Below are 16248 nucleotides of genomic sequence, written 5' to 3'. Positions count from 1 at the left end.
TCGCTTAGATCGCGGCTTCCGCGCCCGCGCCCTTGGGCCAGCCCCGCGCCAGGCCGTAGAGCGCGACGCCATGGGTGATCATCAGCAGGGGCACGTAGAGGATCGGGATCGCATAGGCGGCGCCGAGGGCGCCCGCGTGCTCGGGAAGGCCGCCCTGGATGGCGTGCGCGTAGTCGGCGATGAAGTCGGCGGCGCCCACCAGGTTGAAGCCGACCACGAACGTCCAGAAGAGCGGCCGGATCCTGACCGTCAGCAGGGCCAGGATGGCCAGCAGGCCCGCGGCGAAGTCGCCACAGGCGGCGGCCGTGGCGAAGCCGGCGGGCAGGTCGGGGCCGACCACCCCGGGAAGGATGAAGACCAGTCCGAAGAAGCGGAAGCTGTGCAGGGCCGCGACGGCGCGGTGGGCCTGCACGCGGTCCATCGCCCTCAGCCTGGGCAGGCCATGGGCCGCGAAGCAAAGGCCCCAGGCGACGTAACCGAGGACGAGCTGGGTCAGGAAGATCAGGTTTGTCGGCATGACAGCCTCCCACAAGGGTGAGGCGACGTGTCTAGGTCCGGGGCTGTCATCGGACTATTCGATATAATACGAATGGTCCATGAAGCAGAACTACACAGTCCGACAAGGGGCGCTGGAAGGGGTCGAAACCTTCCTCGCGGTCGCCAGGAGCCTCAGCTTCCGGCGGGCCGCCGCGGAGCTGGGCGTGACGCCGTCCGCCGTCAGCCAGGCGGTGCGCGGCCTGGAAGCGCGACTGGGCGCGGCGCTCTTCACGCGCACCACCCGCAGCGTGGGCCTGACCGAGGCCGGCCAGAGGTTCCTCGACCGCGCCGGACCCGCCTTCGCGGAACTGGTCGCGGCCGGCGAGGTCGTGCGCGACCTGGGGCGGCGTCCGACGGGGCTGCTGCGCCTTTCGGTGCCCCGGGGCGTCGTGCCGCTGCTCCTCGAGCCGGTGATCGCCTCGTTCGCCAGGGCCTATCCGGAGGTCGAGCTGGAGATCGTCGCCAGCGAGGAGATGGTCGACCTGGCGGCCGGCGGGTTCGACGCCGGGATGCGTTTCGGCCAGTTCATCGCACCCGACATGGTGGCGGTGCGGCTGACGCCGCCGCTGCCGTTCCTGGTCGTCGCCAGCCCCGACTATCTGGCCCGGCATGGGCGGCCGCGGGGTGTGGACGACCTTCGGGGCCATGCCTGCCTGCGCTTGCGCCGCTCGAACGGCGCGATCGCCCACTGGACGTTCGTCGACGGCGGCGAGACGGTCGAGGCGGCCGTTTCGGGGCCGCTGATCGCGCACGACTATCCCACGCTGATCGGCGCGGCGATCCAGGGCGCGGGCCTGGCTCAGGTCCCCGGCCCCCTGGCGCGCAAGGCGATCACGGAAGGAAGGCTGGAGTCCGTGCTCGACGACCTCGCCGTCACGACGCCGGGCGTGTTCCTGTACCATCCGGGCAAGCGGCAGATGCTGCCCAAGCTCCGGGCCTTCATCGACCATATCAAGTCGGCGCCCTGAGGCGGGCCGATGGCGGTCGTCTAGACCAGCCCCGTCACCGCCTTGGCGTCCGCGCTGTCGGGGAAGACCTTGCTTTCCAACGCCGCGCGGTCGACGCCCATGTGCTCGGCCAGCACGCCCTTGAACAGGCCGCGCATGTCGAGGGTGGGGCGCACGTCGCGGTTCTCGAACAGGGCCTCCTGTTTCAGGGTCGGCCAGTCGCCGATGATGCCGCCCGTCTTGAGGCCGCCGCCCAGCACCAGGGCGGTCGAGCCCGTGCCGTGGTCGGTGCCGCCGGTGCCGTTGACCCGCGCCGTGCGGCCGAACTCGGTGGCGGCCACCACGACGGTGTTGCTCCATTCCGCGCCCAGGCCGGTGTTCAGCCCGTCGAGCACGGCGTCCAGATAGGACAGCCGGGTGTTCAACTGGCCGACCTGGCCGGCGTGGGTGTCCCAGCCGTCCAGCGAGATGGCGGCGATGCGCGGGCCGCCGGGCTGGGTCATGAAGCCGGCCAGGGTCGAGCCCAGCTGACGGGCGGCCTCGCGGCCCTGGCGCTGGGCGGCGATGGCCTGGGGGCCGGAAGCCATGGCCGGCGGGGCCATCCCCTGCGGCGTCGCCGTCGAGGTGTTCACCGCGTTCTGCCACATGGCTTTGGGCGCCATCGAGGCCGCGTCGGCCGAGACCGGCGTCGGCGCGGGGTTGAGCGCGGTCATCGCCTGCTGGGCCATGGCCTCGGTCTCCAGGCCGCGCGCGAAGGCCCGGCCCATCATCGGATCGGCCTTGTAGAGGTCCTGCAGCAGGGTGGGCAGGCGGGCGGTCTCGTCCACGCCCTTGCCCGGCGACCAGCTGGCGGCCTGGACCTTGCCGCGCAGGATCAGCGGCGCGGTGGCGCCGACCGACAGGGCCTCGACCCTGGACGGGCCCATGACCTCCAGGGTGCGGTTCAGCCAGCCGGTGTTGACGCCGTAGACCTGGGCCGCGCCGGTCTCCAGCACGTCCTGGGCCTCGAAGTGCGAGCGGGCGCGGTCCGGGCTGGCGATGGCCGGGGCGATGCGGGCCTGGCCCTTCAGCGCCAGGGCGTGCACCGATTCCAGGGCCGGATGCAGGCCGAACGTCCCGTCCAGCTTCAGCGCCTTGTCCGGCGCCACGGCCACCTCGCCGCGCAGGGCCGCGTAGTCGGGATCGCCGACCGGCGGGCTGACGGTCAGGCCGTCCATGCCGCCCCGGCAGATGACCACCACCATCTTGCGCTTGGCCATCGCCCCGTCGGCGGCGGCGAAGGCCGAGCCGCCCAGGAAGCTGACCGTGACGCCCAGGCCGGCGGCCCGCTGGAGCAGGGAACGCCTGGAGACCTGGGGAGAAAAGGGCGCGTTCATCGGCGTTGGAACTCCGGACTCATCAAGAGCAGGGCCACGGCCTCGCGGCGGGTCTCGGCCCGGGCCACGGCCTTGGCGACCGGCGGGGTCAGGCGCGCCCCGAGGGCGGACTGGGCGAAGGCGTTCGGGTCGAGACGGTCGGCGACGACGGCCGCGAAGCCCTCGCTGAAGCGCAGGCGCTTGATCAGGGCGTCCGGCGCGCACCAGGTCTGGGCCTGGTCGTCCCAGCCCTTGGGGGAGGGCGGCGAGAACGGCTTCTGGCCCAGGCCCGTCAGCACCGGCGCCAGCTTGCCGATCGCCGACGGCTCGGCGCCCACGGCCCGCCAGGTCGAGATCGCGAACTCGTAGGGCGTCTTGAACTTGGCGGGGGCGGGGTCCCAGGCCTCGGGCGCGGCCACCAGGGCGCGGGCCATCTCGTCCAGGCGGCCGCCGGTGTCCAGGTAGGTCTTCTCCAGCCGGGCCACCAGCGCGGGCGGGGGCGTGTCGCTGACGAAGTGGGTCGCCAGCTTGGTCGAGACGTGACGGGCGGTGTGGGGACTGGCCGCCAGGTCGCGCATCACCGCCAGGGCCTGGGCCTGGCCCTCCTGCGGATAGCGCTTGCCCATCACCGTGCGCGCGCCCGGCTCGTGGGCGTTGGCGCGGAACAGGAACTGGTGCGGGCTGGGATCCTGGGCGCGGCCGACGCTGAAGCCGGTCATGGCCCGGGCGAACTCGGTGACGTCGGCCTGGCTGTAGCCCGCTCCGACGCCGACCGTGTGCAGCTCCATGATCTCGCGGGCCAGGTTCTCGTTCAGTCCGCCGGCCTTGTTGGCGGTCTTGCGCCGGTACTGCGCCGTCTTGCTGTCGGGACCGACCGACTGGGCCTGGTCCAGGTACATCAGCATGGCCGGATGGGTGGACGAGGCCACCAGCAGGTCCTCGAACCGGCCGAACACGTGCGGGCGGATCGCCTCCCGCTCGAACGGGTCCGCGACCGAGGCGACGCCCAGGCTGGTGGACGAGACGGTGAAGTGGTTGGCCCAGAACAGCGCCCAGCGCTCGCGGAAGCCGGCGTCGGTGTTGGCGCCCAGTCGCGCCCGGGCCAGGAAGTCGTCGCCGACCTGGTCGCGCAGGGCCTTGTCGGCGTCCTTGACCGCGGGGGTCTTGGGATCGCCCGCCGTCTTGGCGTCGCGCTTCTGCATCTGGTAGTCGCTGACCTCGGCCAGCCGCTGGGCCGAGCCTTCGCCGCCCAGCGGCTGGTCGGCGCCCTCGGGGCGGATCTGGGCGGTCAGGAAGCCGCGCGGGTCGCTCTTGGCCGCGTCGATCTCGCCGGGGCGGGCGCCCAGGCCGAAACGGGTCGCGGCCAGCGCCGCCATCACGTCGTTGGAAGGCAGGCTCACGCCGTTTTCTCTCCCTCGTCTCCGCCCGGTCCCGTCTGCTCGGCCTTGCCACGGGCGTGTTGTTTGATCATTCAACAGGCCGAAACCGATGTTTTGATGTCCGGATTGAAAAGAAGTTCCGCCTTGGCCGACAAGCCCGACCTGCAGCAACGTCCCCGCCGCTTCTACAAGGCCGCCGAGGCTGGACCCGCCAAGGACGGCGAGGGCGGCTTCGCCGTGCTGCTGGACGGCCGCACGCCCAAGTCGCCGGCCAAGTCGCCGCTGGTCCTGCCGACCCTGGCCCTGGCCCAGCTGGTCGCCGCCGAGTGGGACGCCCAGGTCGAGGTTATCGACAGCACGGTCATGCCCGCCACGCGCCTCGCCTTCACCGCCATCGACCGCATCCGCGAGACCCGGGCCGAGGTGGCGCGGGAGGTCGCGGCCTACGCCGGCTCGGACCTGCTCTGCTACTGGGCCGAGCATCCCACGCCGCTGGTCGAGCGCCAGAAGCGCGACTGGGGCGCCATGCTGGACTGGGCCAAGGCCGAGTTGGACCTGCACCTGAAGCCCGCCGCCGGCGTGATCCACGCGCCGCAGTCGCCGGCCGCCCTGGCCAGCGTCGAGGCCCTGGCCCTGACCATGGACGACTACACCCTGGCGGGCGTGGCCTACGCCGCGGGCCTGTTCGGCTCGACCGTCCTGGCCCTGGCGCTGCGGGCCGGCAAGGTCACCGGCCGCAAGGCCCTGGACCTGTCGCGCCTGGAGGAGATCTTCCAGGCCGAGACCTGGGGGCAGGACGCCGAGGCGGTCGCCCGCGCCGAGGCCCTGGCGGTCGAGGCCCAGGTGCTGGAGCGCTGGTTCGCGGCCCTGCGCCGCTAGGCCCGTCCAAGGCGTTCAAGCACTTAGCCGCTCCACAAGCGTTGCTGCGGCGCCGTAACGGACGGCTTGCCATGGAGGGCTCGCGCCATTACGGCTCGGCCCATAAGGTGGCCGTGAAGGTCCAGTGAGAGAGCAGGGGAGCGTCCGCGTGCAGCACATTCTCGAGGAACTCGATCGTCGTCGCGACCAGGCCCGGGCTGGCGGCGGCGAGAAGCGCGTGGCCGCCCAGCACGCCAAGGGCAAGCTGACCGCGCGCGAGCGGATCGACCTGCTGCTGGACGAAGGCTCGTTCGAGGAGTTCGACATGTTCGTCGAGCACCGCGCCACCGAGTTCGGCATGGCCGATCAGAAGGTGCCCGGCGATGGCGTCGTCACCGGCTGGGGTACGATCAACGGTAAGGTCGTCTACCTTTTCTCCAAGGATTTCACGGTGTTCGGCGGTTCGCTTTCGAACACCCACGCCCAGAAGATCGTCAAGGTCCAGCGCCAGGCCATGAAGGTGGGCGCGCCGATCATCGGCCTGTTCGACGCGGGCGGCGCGCGCATCCAGGAGGGCGTCGACAGCCTGGCCGGCTATGCCGACATCTTCCTCGAGAACGTGATGGCGTCGGGTGTCGTGCCGCAGATCAGCGTGATCATGGGCCCCTGCGCCGGCGGCGACGTCTACAGCCCCGCCATGACCGACTTCATCTTCATGGTGAAGGACACGAGCTACATGTTCGTCACCGGTCCGGACGTGGTGAAGACCGTCACCAACGAGGTGGTCACCGCCGAGGAGCTGGGCGGGGCGCGGGTGCACGCGTCCAAGTCGGGCGTGGCCGAGGGCGCGTTCGAGAACGACCTGGAGGCCCTGACCCAGGTGCGCCGCCTGATCGACTTCCTGCCCTCGTCGAACCGCGAACCGGCCCCCGAGCGCGAGAGCTTCGACGAGGCCTATCGCGCCGAGCCCAGCCTGGACACCTTGATCCCCAGCGATCCGGGCAAACCCTACGACATGAAGGAACTGATCCTGAAGATCGTCGACGAGGCCGACTTCTTCGAGATCAGCAGCGAGTGGGCCAAGAACATCGTCTGCGGCTTCGCCCGCATGGACGGCGAGAGCGTCGGCATCGTCGCCAACCAGCCCCAGGTGCTGGCGGGCGTGCTGGACATCGATTCCAGCCGCAAGGCGGCCCGCTTCGTGCGGTTCTGTGACGCCTTCAACATCCCGATCATCACCCTGGTCGACGTGCCGGGCTTCATGCCGGGCACCAAGCAGGAGTACGGCGGCCTGATCAAGCACGGCGCCAAGCTGCTGTTCGCCTACGCCGAGGCCACCGTGCCGAAGATCACCCTGATCACCCGCAAGGCCTATGGCGGGGCCTATGACGTGATGAGCTCCAAGCACCTGCGCGGCGACTTCAACTACGCCTGGCCCACCGCCGAGATCGCGGTCATGGGCGCCAAGGGCGCGGTCGAGATCATCTTCCGCCAGGAGGCCAAGGACCCCGAGGCCCTGGCCGCCCGCGAGGCCGAGTACAAGGACCGCTTCGCCAACCCGTTCGTCGCCGCCAGCCGCGGCTATATCGACGACGTGATCATGCCCCACGGCACCCGCAAGCGGATCGTCCGGGCGCTGAAGAGCCTGAAGGGGAAGGAACTGTCCAACCCCTGGAAGAAGCACGACAACATCCCGCTGTAGGGCGCTCCTCGCCCTACTTCACCACGTCCATCGTCACGCTGAGCGTCCCGTCCGGGTTGCCCGGCGACTTCGGCGCGCCGCCGAACGCGCCGGCGTAGGCGGGCGCCAGCAGGGCCTGGAAGGCCGAGACCGGCACGGTGACCTCGTAGTCGCCCTCGGAATAGGGGCCGACCACGTAGGGATCGATCAGGGCGATCAGCCCGCCCACCTTGCCGGGCTCGGTCGAGGGGGCGAGGACCAGGACGGTCTGGCTCCACTTGGGGCAGCTGAACATGTCGTTCAGCGGCACGGCGCCCTCGCGATGGGTCTTGGCCGTGGCCACGGCGTCGCAGATGGCCCGGTCGAGCACGCCCATGTCGGCGCCGGGGCGAAACAGGGCCTTGGCCTGGATCTCCCGGTTCGCCGTCGTGTCCCAGATCAGGGTCGAGGCGCCGTGGTTGGGATGGGCCCCGCCGGTGTCCTCGAACCACAGGGCGCGCAGGCCCACCAGGGGCGCGGCGTCGGCGGCCAGGAACCACTGGGCCTGGCGGTTGTAGGGCCGCCACGGAAACTTGCCGTCCGAGGCCTTCTGGTCGGTCTGGGCCTTGGCGGCGAAGGTCCGCAGCCCAGCCACCTCGCGGTCGTAGAGCAGGGCGTGCAGGGCGGGATAGTTGGCGATCTCGGCGGGCAGGCGCAGGACGACCTTGGCCGCCGGGTCCGTCTGGTCGAAGGCCAGGGGCCGCGCCGTCGGGGCCGGTGCGGCGGCGACGGGGGCGGACGATCCGGCCGGGGCCTCGGCGGGCGGCGGCGCGGGCTTGCGATCGCAGGCGACCAGGGCGGTGGTCAGGGCGGCGACGAGGGCGAGGCCGGCGGGAAGGGCTTTGAAGGACATCGCGAACATCACTCCTGAACGCCGCGGCTCGCCGGCTGGCTCCACCCTGCCTTGCAGGGCCGGACCCGTCCATGGGGCGGTTCCCGGGGCGGCGCGGATCGCCATCCGGCGCGAAACAGGCTAGATCGGCGACGGGCCGATACGGGGACAGGGCATGAAACGTAAGGGGTTGTGGCTGTTGCTGGTCGCCAGCGCGGCGGTGCTGGGCGCGTGCTCGACGACCGCGCCGCCCTTGGCGATGAAGCCCGCCGCCGCCCCCGACGGGATGAAGTGGAACGCCTTCACCACGCCCTACAACGAGAAGCGCCTGGCCTACGGCCTGCCCGACAGCGACGTGGTCGGGGTGATCTTCTCGTGCCGCAGGAAGACCTCGGCAGTCGGCTTCCACACCACCCTGAGCAGCGGCAAGGCCGGCCCTGGGACGGTGCGGTTCCGGTCCGGCAAGGCGCAGGGCCGCTTCGCCGCCCAGCTGACCCCGTCCGAGATCGCGGGCGGCCTGGACGCGGTGGGGCAGATCCCGCTGGCCGATGCGGTGCTGGCGGCTTTCGAGAAGACCGGCCTGATCAGCCAGGTCGAGGACAAGGCCTATCCGCAGGACGCGCGCACGGCGGCCGAGCGAGCCGACATCAAGCGCTTCTTCGGCTTCTGCCGGGGCTGACCGTCGCCTCGCCCCGCCCCTCGTTTTTGGGGCGGAGACCTTTAGGTTGACGGCCCTCGCGGGCGCCCCTCAAATGCCCTCCGCCCGCGTCGGGGTGGACAAACGGTCGCGACCCGCGAGATGGACGACCACGCCGCCTTTCTCCAGAGAGTCGAGGCCCTGCGCGCCGGGGTCGACCGGCGGCTGGCCGAACTGGCGCCGCCCCTGGGCTCCGCGCCCGACCGGCTGGTCGAGGCGGTGCGCTACAGCCTCCTGGCTCCCGGCAAACGCTTCCGCCCGATCGTGACCCTGCTGGCCGCCGCCGAGTTCGGCGCACCGGAGGGCGCGGCGCTGGACCTGGGCTGCGCGCTGGAGATGATCCACGCCGCCTCGCTGATCCTGGACGACCTGCCGTCGATGGACGACGCGGGGCTGCGGCGCGGCCTGCCGACCATCCACCGGGCCTTCGACGAGGCCACCGCGATCCTGGCCGGCGTGGGCCTGCTGAACCACGCCTATGCGGTGATCGCCGCCGACCAGGGCCTGCCGGCTCCGCTGCGCGCCGAACTGGCCGGCCGCGCGGCCCAGGCGGTGGGCTTTTCGGGCCTGATCGCCGGCCAGGCGCGCGATCTGTTCGACCGCGACCAGCTGCGCGACCCGTCCGTCCTGGAGCGCCTCAATCACGAGAAGACCGGCGTGCTGATCGTCGCCGCGGCCCAGGGCGGGGGGATCGTCGCCGGCGCGCCGGACGAGGCGATCGAGGCGCTGGGCGCCTTCGCCCGCCACATCGGCCTGGCCTTCCAGATCCGCGACGACCTGATCGACGCCCAGGCCTCGCCCGAGGCGGCCGGCAAGGACGTCGGCAAGGACGCGGGCATGGCCACGGTGGTCTCCACCCTGGGTCCGATCGGGGCCCGCGAGGTCATGGAGGACCATCTGGCCAAGGCCTCCGGCGCCCTGGCCCGGGTCGGCTGCGGCGACCTGTTGGGCCGCTACGTCGGCGACCTCTTCGCCCGGCGCAAGGCGGCGGCGTGACCCCCCAATCCGTTTCGTCGGACTCGCCCGTCGCCGCGCCGGTCCTGACGGTCAGCGGCGCGGTCCACGCCTATGGCGGCAAGCCCGTCCTGCGCGGCGTCGACCTGGTGCTGCGTCCCGGTGAAATCTACGCGCTGCTGGGCCCCAACGGCGCGGGCAAGACCACCCTGATCCGCGCCATCTGCGGGCGCATCCGGCCGGACGAAGGCGTGGTCCTGCTCAAGGGGCTCGATCCTACCCGCGTGGCGGGCGCCCGGTCCGGCCTGGGGCTGGTTCCCCAGGAGATCGCCCTCTATCCGAACCTGACGGTGGTGGAGAACATCCAGACCTTCGCCGCCCTGGCCGACGTGCCGCGCGCCGGTCTGCCGGCCGCCGTGCGCCGCGCCCTGGAGCTGACCCGCACGGCCGACCGCGCCCACGTGCCGATCAAGCACCTGTCGGGCGGCTACAAGCGCCGGGCCAACATCGCCGCCGCCATCGTCCATGAGCCCGGTCTGCTGATCCTGGACGAACCGACCGTCGGCGTGGACCTGGACGCCCGCGAGGCCGTGGACGCGGTGATCCGGGGTTTGCGCGACCTGGGCGTGGCGGTGCTGATGACCACCCACGACCTGGACCAGGCCGGCGCCCTGGCCGATCGCGTCGGCTTCCTGCGCGAGGGGCGACTGGTGCTTGAAGGCGAACCCCATGCCCTGATCGCCGAGGCGTTCGGCGAGCGGATGGAGGTCCAGGTCCATCTGGCCCACGAGGTCGACGCCGCCGGCGAGGGCCGCCTGGCCGCCGAGGGGCTGGAACGCACCAGCCGGTCGACGGTCTGGACGCGGCTGGACGCCGACGGCTATGCAGCGGCGGCGAAGCTGGACAAGGGGCTGCGCGAGGCGGGTCTGACGCCGCACGAGATCCGGGTGCGCGAACCGTCCCTGGCCAATCTGTTCTCACTGGTGGCCGACCGGAAGCTGGCCGCGTGATGCAGCCGCTGTGGAAGATCGCCGCCATGGTGCGGGTGATGGCGCTGGACCTCTGGCGCGACCGCGGCGCCCTGCTGATGACCTTCCTGCTGCCGCCCCTGGTGTTCCTGATCTTCTCGTCGGTGTTCGCAGGGACGACGGGCGACGACATCCAGTTGAAGCTGGCGGTGGCCGACACGGCCCACACGCCGGACTCGGGGCGGCTGGCGGCGGCGCTGGCGGCCTCGCCCGAGGTCCGCGCCGAGCGGGCGCCGACGGCCGGCGAGGTGCGGCGGCGCGTGAAGGCCGGCCTGGCCGACGCCGGCCTGGTGATCCGGGCCGACCCGGCCTCGGCCGAGAAACCGTTCCTGATCGTCGCCGATCCCGCCCGCGCCGTCGCCGCCCCCTTGGCCCAGGCTCGCGTGCAGCAGGTGCTGGCCAACGCCCTTCCGGACGTCACCCTGCGCCGCACGATCACCCAGCTGGAGCCCGCCCTGGGCGGCTTCACCGACGAGCAGATCGAAAACGCCGACAGCGCCGCCGCCCTGATGCGCCAGACGCCCACCCACGACGACGGCGGCTTCTTCGAGCGCGAGGCGATCAAGGACGCCAGGACCGGCGGCGGGGTGATCGCCTACTACGCCGGGGCGGTGATGATGCTGTTCGCCCTGTTCTCGGCCATGCAGGGGGCGCTGGGCCTGATGGACGAGCAGAGTACGGGCGTGGCCGACCGGCTGCTGGCCGGCACGGCGGGCATGGGGCCGGTGGTCAGCGGCAAGTTCCTGTTCCTGGTCGGCCAGGGGCTGGTCCAGGCCCTGCTGATCTTCGCCACCGCCCAGGTCGTCTACGGCGTGGCGGTGGTCCAGCACCTGGCGCTGTGGTTGCCCACCACCCTGGCGGCCAGCGCCTGCGCCGCGGGGGTGGCCCTGGGGCTGGTCTCGCTGTGCCGCACGCGTGAACAGGCCCAGATGCTGTCGACCTTCGTGATCCTGGTCCTGGCGGCCATCGGGGGCAGCATGGTGCCGCGCTTCCTGATGCCGCCCTGGCTTCAGGCGGCGGGCTGGCTCACGCCGCACGCCTGGACCATCGAGGCCTATCAGGCGATCCTCTGGCGCGACGCCGGGATCGGCGGGGTGTATAAGGCCTGGTGCGTGCTGACCGTCGTCGGGCTGTTCGGCCTGGTGGTCGCGCACACCTTGGCGCGCCGGCTTCGGCGGTAGACGGGACGACGATGGCGACCCTCGGTCTGGACCTGGCCCTGTTCCTGGCGGCCCTGGCCTTCATGGAAGGCTTCGCCTGGGTCACGCACCGCTATGTGATGCACGGCTGGGGATGGGCCTGGCACCGCTCGCACCACGAGCCGCGCACGGGCCGGTTCGAGCTGAACGACCTATTCGCGGTGGTGTTCGCCGCGCCGGCCATCGTGGCCATCTATTTCGGCGTGCACGGCGCGCCCTGGCTGCTGCCGATCGGCCTGGGGATCACGGCCTACGGCGCGATCTATTTCGTGTTCCACGACGGCATGGTGCATCAGCGCTTCAAGGTCCCGCTGGGCCGCTCGCGCTACTGGAAGCAGCTGATCCAGGCCCATCGCATCCACCACGCGGTGCACACCAAGGACGGGGCGGTGTCGTTCGGCTTCCTGCTGGCTCGGCCGGTACGGGAGCTGAAGGCCAAGCTGCGCGAGAGAGGTGTCGACGCCTAGAACGACAACCGGGGAGGGGACGATGACGGAAACAACGACGACCGGGACAACGGTCGGGACGCCTTGGCACCTGTGGCTGGTGGGCGTCGTGGCGGTGCTGTTCAACAGCATCGGCGTCTATGACTTCGTGATGAGCCTGGCGCAGGGGCCCAGCTACCTGGCCAACGCGGGCATGACGCCGGCCCAGATCGAGCACTTTCAGCAGATGCCGGCCTGGATGACCCTGGACTGGGCGGTCGGGGTGTTCGGCGCCCTCGCGGGCTCGGTGCTGATCCTGCTGCGCAACAAGCTGGCCTGGCCGGTCCTGGCCGTGTCGCTGGCGGCGTTCCTGCTCATGCAGGTCTACACCTATGTCCTGACGGACGGCGGCAAGATCATGGGCCAGTCGATGGCGATCACCAGCGCCGTCATCGCGGGGCTGCTGGCGTTCTTCATCTGGTACGCATGGTGGATGACGCGGCGGGGGGTGCTGAAGTAGGGCGCAGGGCGGCGAACGCTTGCCCCCTACGGATCGCTTCGCGATCGTCTTCCCCCACAGGGGGAAGAGCCGTGCCGCTCCGCCCCCTATGGGGGCGGACAGACCGCGAAGCGGTCAGGTGGGGGCAAGTAGGTGCGCCTGGGCGCTCAGATCCGCGACCACAGCGCCGGCCGCTCCGGCGCCTCGCCCCAGCGATCCAGCGTCGCCGACCTCAGCGCGATGACGCCGCCTTCCAGCGCGCGCCAGGCCTTCATCCGCCCGCTGACCACGACCCGCTCGTCCCAGGCCGCGTCGCCCGCCTTCACGACGTCCAGGCCGATCTGGCGATAGACCCCGCGGGCCGCGCCGATCGCCCAGGCGCAGCGCAGCGGCAGGTCGCGCAGGCCCCAGCGGGCCGAGGCGTAGTAGGGCTCGGCGGCGTCGACCAGGCGCTTGGCGAGGACCGCCACGGCGGTCCGGTGGGCCGGATCGGCGACCGCGTCCTCGGGCACGCCCGCCTCGGCCAGCCAATCGCCGGGCACGTAGACCCGGCCGTTGCGGGCGTCCTCGACGATGTCGCGGGCGATGTTGGTCAGCTGGAAGGCCAGGCCCAGGTCCTGGGCGCGGCGCAGGGTGGGCAGGGCGTCCGGCTTCACCCCCATGACCAGGGCCATCATGGTCCCGACCACGCCGGCCACGCCCCAGCAGTATTCCAGCAGTTCGTCGAGCGTCTTGTAGCGGCGCCCGGCCACGTCCATGGCGAAGCCGTCGATCATGTCGAGCGCATAGCGCTCGGGGATGCCGCGGCGCAGGGCCACGGTCTGGAAGGCGGCGAACACCGGGTCGGTCGGCGTCTGGCCCGCCATGGCCGCGCGGGTCTGGGCGTAGAGCGCTTCCAGCCGGGCCGGGGCGTCGGCCACCGGACTCATGCCGTGGCCGAGGGTCTGGCCGTCGATCACGTCGTCGCAGTGCCGGCACCAGGCGTACAGCATCTCGGCGTCGGCCCGGGTCTGGGCGTCGAACAGGGTGGCGGCGGCGGCGAAGCTCTTGCTGCCCTTCTGGATCGCCTCCCGACTTTGCGCCTCCAGGTCGCTCATGCGGGCAGCGTCTCCCCCTCGACGACGTAGTCGTCGATCATCAGCCCCGCCGTCGCCTTGGCCGATCCCACGACGCCCGGGATGCCCGCGCCCGGATGGGTGCCGGCCCCGACGAAATAGAGGTTGGGGATCACGTCGTCGCGGTTGTGGGTGCGGAAGAAGGCGCTCTGGGTCAGGATCGGCTCCAGCGAGAAGGCCGCGCCTTTCCAGGCGTTCAGATCCTTGACGAAGTCGTCCGGCGTGATGAAGCGGCTGGTGACCAGATCGGCCGAAAGCCCTGGAATGTAGTGCTTTTCCAGATAGGCCAGGATCTTGTCGCGGTACTTGGGCCCCTCGACCGACCAGTCGATGTTCGCCGTCTTCAGGTTGGGCACCGGCGACAGGGCGTAGAAGGCCGAGCAGCCCTCGGGAGCCATGGCCGGGTCGCTGGCGGTGGGGTGGTGCAGGTACAGCGAGAAGTCGTCGGCCAGGCCGTCCTTGCCGTAGATCTCGCCGATCAGCTCGCGATAGCGGTTGCCGAAGCAGATGGTGTGGTGGCGAATCTCGGGGTGCGTGGTCTTCAGCCCGAAATAGACCACGAACAGCGAGGGGCTCCAGCGCTTGGCCTCCAGGGTCTTGCCGACCTTGGCGCCGCGCGGATCGTCGGCCAGCAGCGCGCGATAGGTGTGCATGACGTCGGCGTTGGAGGCGACGGTGTCGAAGGCCTCGAACTGGCCGTCGGCGCGGATCACGCCGGTCACGCGGCCGGCCTTGGTGGTGATCTTCCGGATCGGCTGGCCCAGGTGGATGGTCCCGCCCAGGTCTTCCAGCAGCTTCACCAGCGCCCGGATCAGGGCGTGGGTGCCGCCGCGCGGGAACCAGACGCCGCCGCGCCGCTCCAGGGCGTGGATCAGGGCGTAGATCGACGAGGTGGCGAACGGGCTGCCGCCGACCAGCAGGCTGTGGAACGACAGCGCCTGGCGCACATGCTCGTCCTTCACGAAGCTGGCGACCTTGTCGTAGACGCTGCGCCAGGCCTGCAGCTTCATCAGGGCCGGGGCCGAGGCGATCATGCTGCCGAAGTCGAGGAACGGCACGGCGCCCAGCTCGACATAGCCCTTCTGGTACAGCTCTTCCGAATAGGCGTGGAAGCGGCGATAGCCCTCGACATCGGCCGGGTTGCGGGCGGCGATCTGGCGGTCCAGCCCGGCCTGGTCGTTGACGTAGTCGAAGACGTCGCCGTCCTCCCAGACCAGGCGGTAGAACGGATCGACGGGCAGCAGCTCGACATAGTCCTCGATCCGGCGGCCGCTGAGTTCGAACAACTCCTTCAGGCAATTGGGATCGGTGACCACGGTCGGGCCGGCGTCGAAGGTGAAACCCTCGTCGTGCCAGACATAGGCCCGGCCGCCGGGCTTCTCGCGCCCTTCGAAGACGGTGACGTCGAAGCCAGAGGACTGCAGGCGGACGGCCAGGGCCAGGCCCCCGAATCCCGCGCCGATCACGGCGGCCTTCGGCTTCGGCGTCGTTGTCATGCGTCTTGTCCCCCGAACACCGAGCTCTCGCCGATGCATTTGATGGCCGCCGAGATCGGCACCGGCGGCTTGCCGATCAGGATGCGGGCCTTGTCGAACCGGCTCAAGCGCGCGGCGTAGAAGCGTTGGATCAGACCCGGCGACAGACGGTAGAAGCGCTCGAGCACCTTGTAACGATCCCCCGGCGCGCACGCTCGGAACAGCATGCGGTTCAGCAGGCGCAGGAAGCGCCGCCGACGCCAGACGGTCTTGGACTGGGCCTCGACGCAGGCGCGGACGGTGGCGCTGGTGATGCGGGGCAGGGCGGCGATGGTTTCGGCCAGGCGCGCGGCGTCGGGCAGGGAATAGCCGGTGGTCGGCTGGAACAGGGCGGCGCGCAGGCCCACCTCGGCGATGTGCGGCCGCGCCTCGCGCCAGTAGGCGTCGATGTCGCCGCCCAGGGCGATGGGCAGGACCCCGTCCTCCTCGCGCTCGACCTTGGCGATGGTCCAGCCCTGGGCCTTGGCGTAGGCGGCGATCGACCGGCGCAGGGCGGGGCGGTCCAGCGCCGGGCCGTCGCTGTAGCGGGTGTCCTCGATCAGCAGCCGCGTGGCGTCCAGGGGCAGGACATAGACGAAGCGGTAGCCGTCCTCCTGCGAGACCGTGGCGTCCATGATGATCGGCCGGGTCAGGCCGTGCGGGGCGGACAGGCGCACGCCCTGGCCGACAAACTTCTGGTAGCCCAGGGCCAGGCTGCGGCTCTTGCGCGGGCCGCGGCCGTCGATCACCGCTCCCGCCGCGATGGTCCGGCCGTCAGCCAGGGTCACCTGGTGCGGATTGACGTCCGACACCTTGGCCGACAGCCAGGCGTCCTGGCCCAGGGCGGCGGTCACCGTCTGGTGCAGGCGTTGGGAAGTGATGGCCAGGTAGTCGGTCGGCAGCTGTCGGCTGTGTCCCGGAAAGCGGACCTCGTAGCCCGACCAGCGATGGACGATCAGCGGCCGCAGCCAGCCGGCCTCCACCGCGTCCACGTCGGTGGCGAAGTGGCACCAGGTGTGCTCGCCGCCGACGGTCGGGCCCTGTTCCAGCAGGATCACGCGCAGCCGGGGCCGCAGGCTCTTCAGCCGCAGGGCGATCAGGCCGTTGGCCAGTCCGCCGCCCACCAGGACGACGTCGGCGCGCTGGGAAGACGACGCGGAGACCATGCTTCGGCTCTAGCATGATTGGG

At 71.2% G+C, this 16248-nt stretch carries 16 protein-coding genes; 9 read left to right on the top strand and 7 right to left on the bottom strand.

Annotated features, from left to right (window positions below):
* Positions 1 to 4 precede the first annotated feature (4 nt).
* On the bottom strand, positions 5 to 517 hold the full coding sequence (locus WAE60_RS15660; protein WP_337687475.1) for a hypothetical protein: 513 nt from the start codon (positions 515 to 517) through the stop codon (positions 5 to 7).
* Between the two features lie 79 nt (positions 518 to 596).
* On the opposite strand from WAE60_RS15660, the gene WAE60_RS15655 reads away from it, so the two are divergent.
* Complete coding sequence (locus WAE60_RS15655; protein WP_337687474.1) at positions 597 to 1505, top strand: LysR family transcriptional regulator; 909 nt, start codon at positions 597 to 599, stop codon at positions 1503 to 1505.
* Between the two features lie 20 nt (positions 1506 to 1525).
* Here the strand turns inward: WAE60_RS15655 and WAE60_RS15650 are convergent, their stop codons facing one another.
* The gene (locus WAE60_RS15650) at positions 1526 to 2860 is read right to left on the bottom strand and encodes a DUF1501 domain-containing protein (protein WP_337687473.1); all 1335 of its coding nucleotides are present in this window, start codon (positions 2858 to 2860) and stop codon (positions 1526 to 1528) included.
* Complete coding sequence (locus tag WAE60_RS15645; RefSeq protein ID WP_337687472.1) at positions 2857 to 4239, bottom strand: DUF1800 family protein; 1383 nt, start codon at positions 4237 to 4239, stop codon at positions 2857 to 2859. The genes WAE60_RS15650 and WAE60_RS15645 overlap by 4 nt, the downstream gene beginning before the upstream one ends.
* Positions 4240 to 4362: 123 nt before the next feature.
* Here WAE60_RS15645 and WAE60_RS15640 point away from each other — a divergent pair, with 123 nt between their 5' ends.
* Positions 4363 to 5097 (top strand): ATP12 family protein, encoded by a 735-nt coding sequence (locus WAE60_RS15640; RefSeq protein WP_337687471.1) that lies wholly within the window; start codon positions 4363 to 4365, stop codon positions 5095 to 5097.
* Positions 5098 to 5245: 148 nt separating this feature from the next.
* Positions 5246 to 6778 (top strand): acyl-CoA carboxylase subunit beta, encoded by a 1533-nt coding sequence (locus WAE60_RS15635; protein ID WP_029912417.1) that lies wholly within the window; start codon positions 5246 to 5248, stop codon positions 6776 to 6778.
* 13 nt (positions 6779 to 6791) lie between these two features.
* On the opposite strand, the gene WAE60_RS15630 is transcribed toward WAE60_RS15635, so the two are convergent.
* On the bottom strand, positions 6792 to 7649 hold the full coding sequence (locus tag WAE60_RS15630; RefSeq protein WP_337687470.1) for an RsiV family protein: 858 nt from the start codon (positions 7647 to 7649) through the stop codon (positions 6792 to 6794).
* Between the two features lie 154 nt (positions 7650 to 7803).
* Here WAE60_RS15630 and WAE60_RS15625 point away from each other — a divergent pair, with 154 nt between their 5' ends.
* The 6 genes from WAE60_RS15625 to WAE60_RS15600 all read left to right on the top strand — a co-directional run bounded on the left by WAE60_RS15625 (position 7804) and on the right by WAE60_RS15600 (position 12451).
* Complete coding sequence (locus tag WAE60_RS15625) at positions 7804 to 8307, top strand: hypothetical protein (RefSeq protein ID WP_337687469.1); 504 nt, start codon at positions 7804 to 7806, stop codon at positions 8305 to 8307.
* A 120-nt stretch (positions 8308 to 8427) separates the two neighbouring features.
* Positions 8428 to 9321 carry a polyprenyl synthetase family protein gene (locus tag WAE60_RS15620; protein ID WP_337687468.1) on the top strand — a complete coding sequence of 298 codons (894 nt, stop codon included), beginning with the start codon at positions 8428 to 8430 and terminating at the stop codon, positions 9319 to 9321.
* Positions 9318 to 10289 (top strand): ABC transporter ATP-binding protein, encoded by a 972-nt coding sequence (locus WAE60_RS15615; RefSeq protein WP_337687467.1) that lies wholly within the window; start codon positions 9318 to 9320, stop codon positions 10287 to 10289. The genes WAE60_RS15620 and WAE60_RS15615 overlap by 4 nt, the downstream gene beginning before the upstream one ends.
* Positions 10289 to 11488: an ABC transporter permease gene (locus WAE60_RS15610; protein WP_029912431.1), complete on the top strand. Its 1200-nt coding sequence runs from the start codon at positions 10289 to 10291 to the stop codon at positions 11486 to 11488. The genes WAE60_RS15615 and WAE60_RS15610 overlap by 1 nt, the downstream gene beginning before the upstream one ends.
* An 11-nt stretch (positions 11489 to 11499) precedes the next feature.
* Positions 11500 to 11973, top strand: coding sequence for a sterol desaturase family protein (locus WAE60_RS15605; RefSeq protein ID WP_029912435.1), 474 nt, complete (start codon positions 11500 to 11502; stop codon positions 11971 to 11973).
* A 22-nt stretch (positions 11974 to 11995) separates the two neighbouring features.
* Positions 11996 to 12451, top strand: a complete 456-nt coding sequence (locus WAE60_RS15600) for a hypothetical protein (protein ID WP_337687466.1) — start codon at positions 11996 to 11998, stop codon at positions 12449 to 12451.
* Positions 12452 to 12597: 146 nt separating this feature from the next.
* Here the strand turns inward: WAE60_RS15600 and WAE60_RS15595 are convergent, their stop codons facing one another.
* From WAE60_RS15595 to crtY, 3 genes are read right to left on the bottom strand one after another with little or no spacing between them, the layout of a single operon-like run.
* On the bottom strand, positions 12598 to 13527 hold the full coding sequence (locus WAE60_RS15595; RefSeq protein ID WP_337687465.1) for a phytoene/squalene synthase family protein: 930 nt from the start codon (positions 13525 to 13527) through the stop codon (positions 12598 to 12600).
* Positions 13524 to 15041, bottom strand: a complete 1518-nt coding sequence (locus tag WAE60_RS15590) for a phytoene desaturase (protein ID WP_337687464.1) — start codon at positions 15039 to 15041, stop codon at positions 13524 to 13526. Before WAE60_RS15590 ends, WAE60_RS15595 begins: the two co-directional genes overlap by 4 nt.
* Positions 15038 to 16225, bottom strand: a complete 1188-nt coding sequence (crtY, locus tag WAE60_RS15585; protein WP_029912448.1) for a lycopene beta-cyclase CrtY — start codon at positions 16223 to 16225, stop codon at positions 15038 to 15040. The genes WAE60_RS15590 and crtY overlap by 4 nt, the downstream gene beginning before the upstream one ends.
* Between the last annotated feature and the right edge of the window lie 23 nt (positions 16226 to 16248).

This window comes from Caulobacter sp. CCG-8 (genome assembly GCF_037402475.1).
Lineage (GTDB): Bacteria > Pseudomonadota > Alphaproteobacteria > Caulobacterales > Caulobacteraceae > Caulobacter.
Note: the sequence above shows the minus strand (reverse complement) of the source record. Positions and strands in the feature narration are given on the sequence as shown.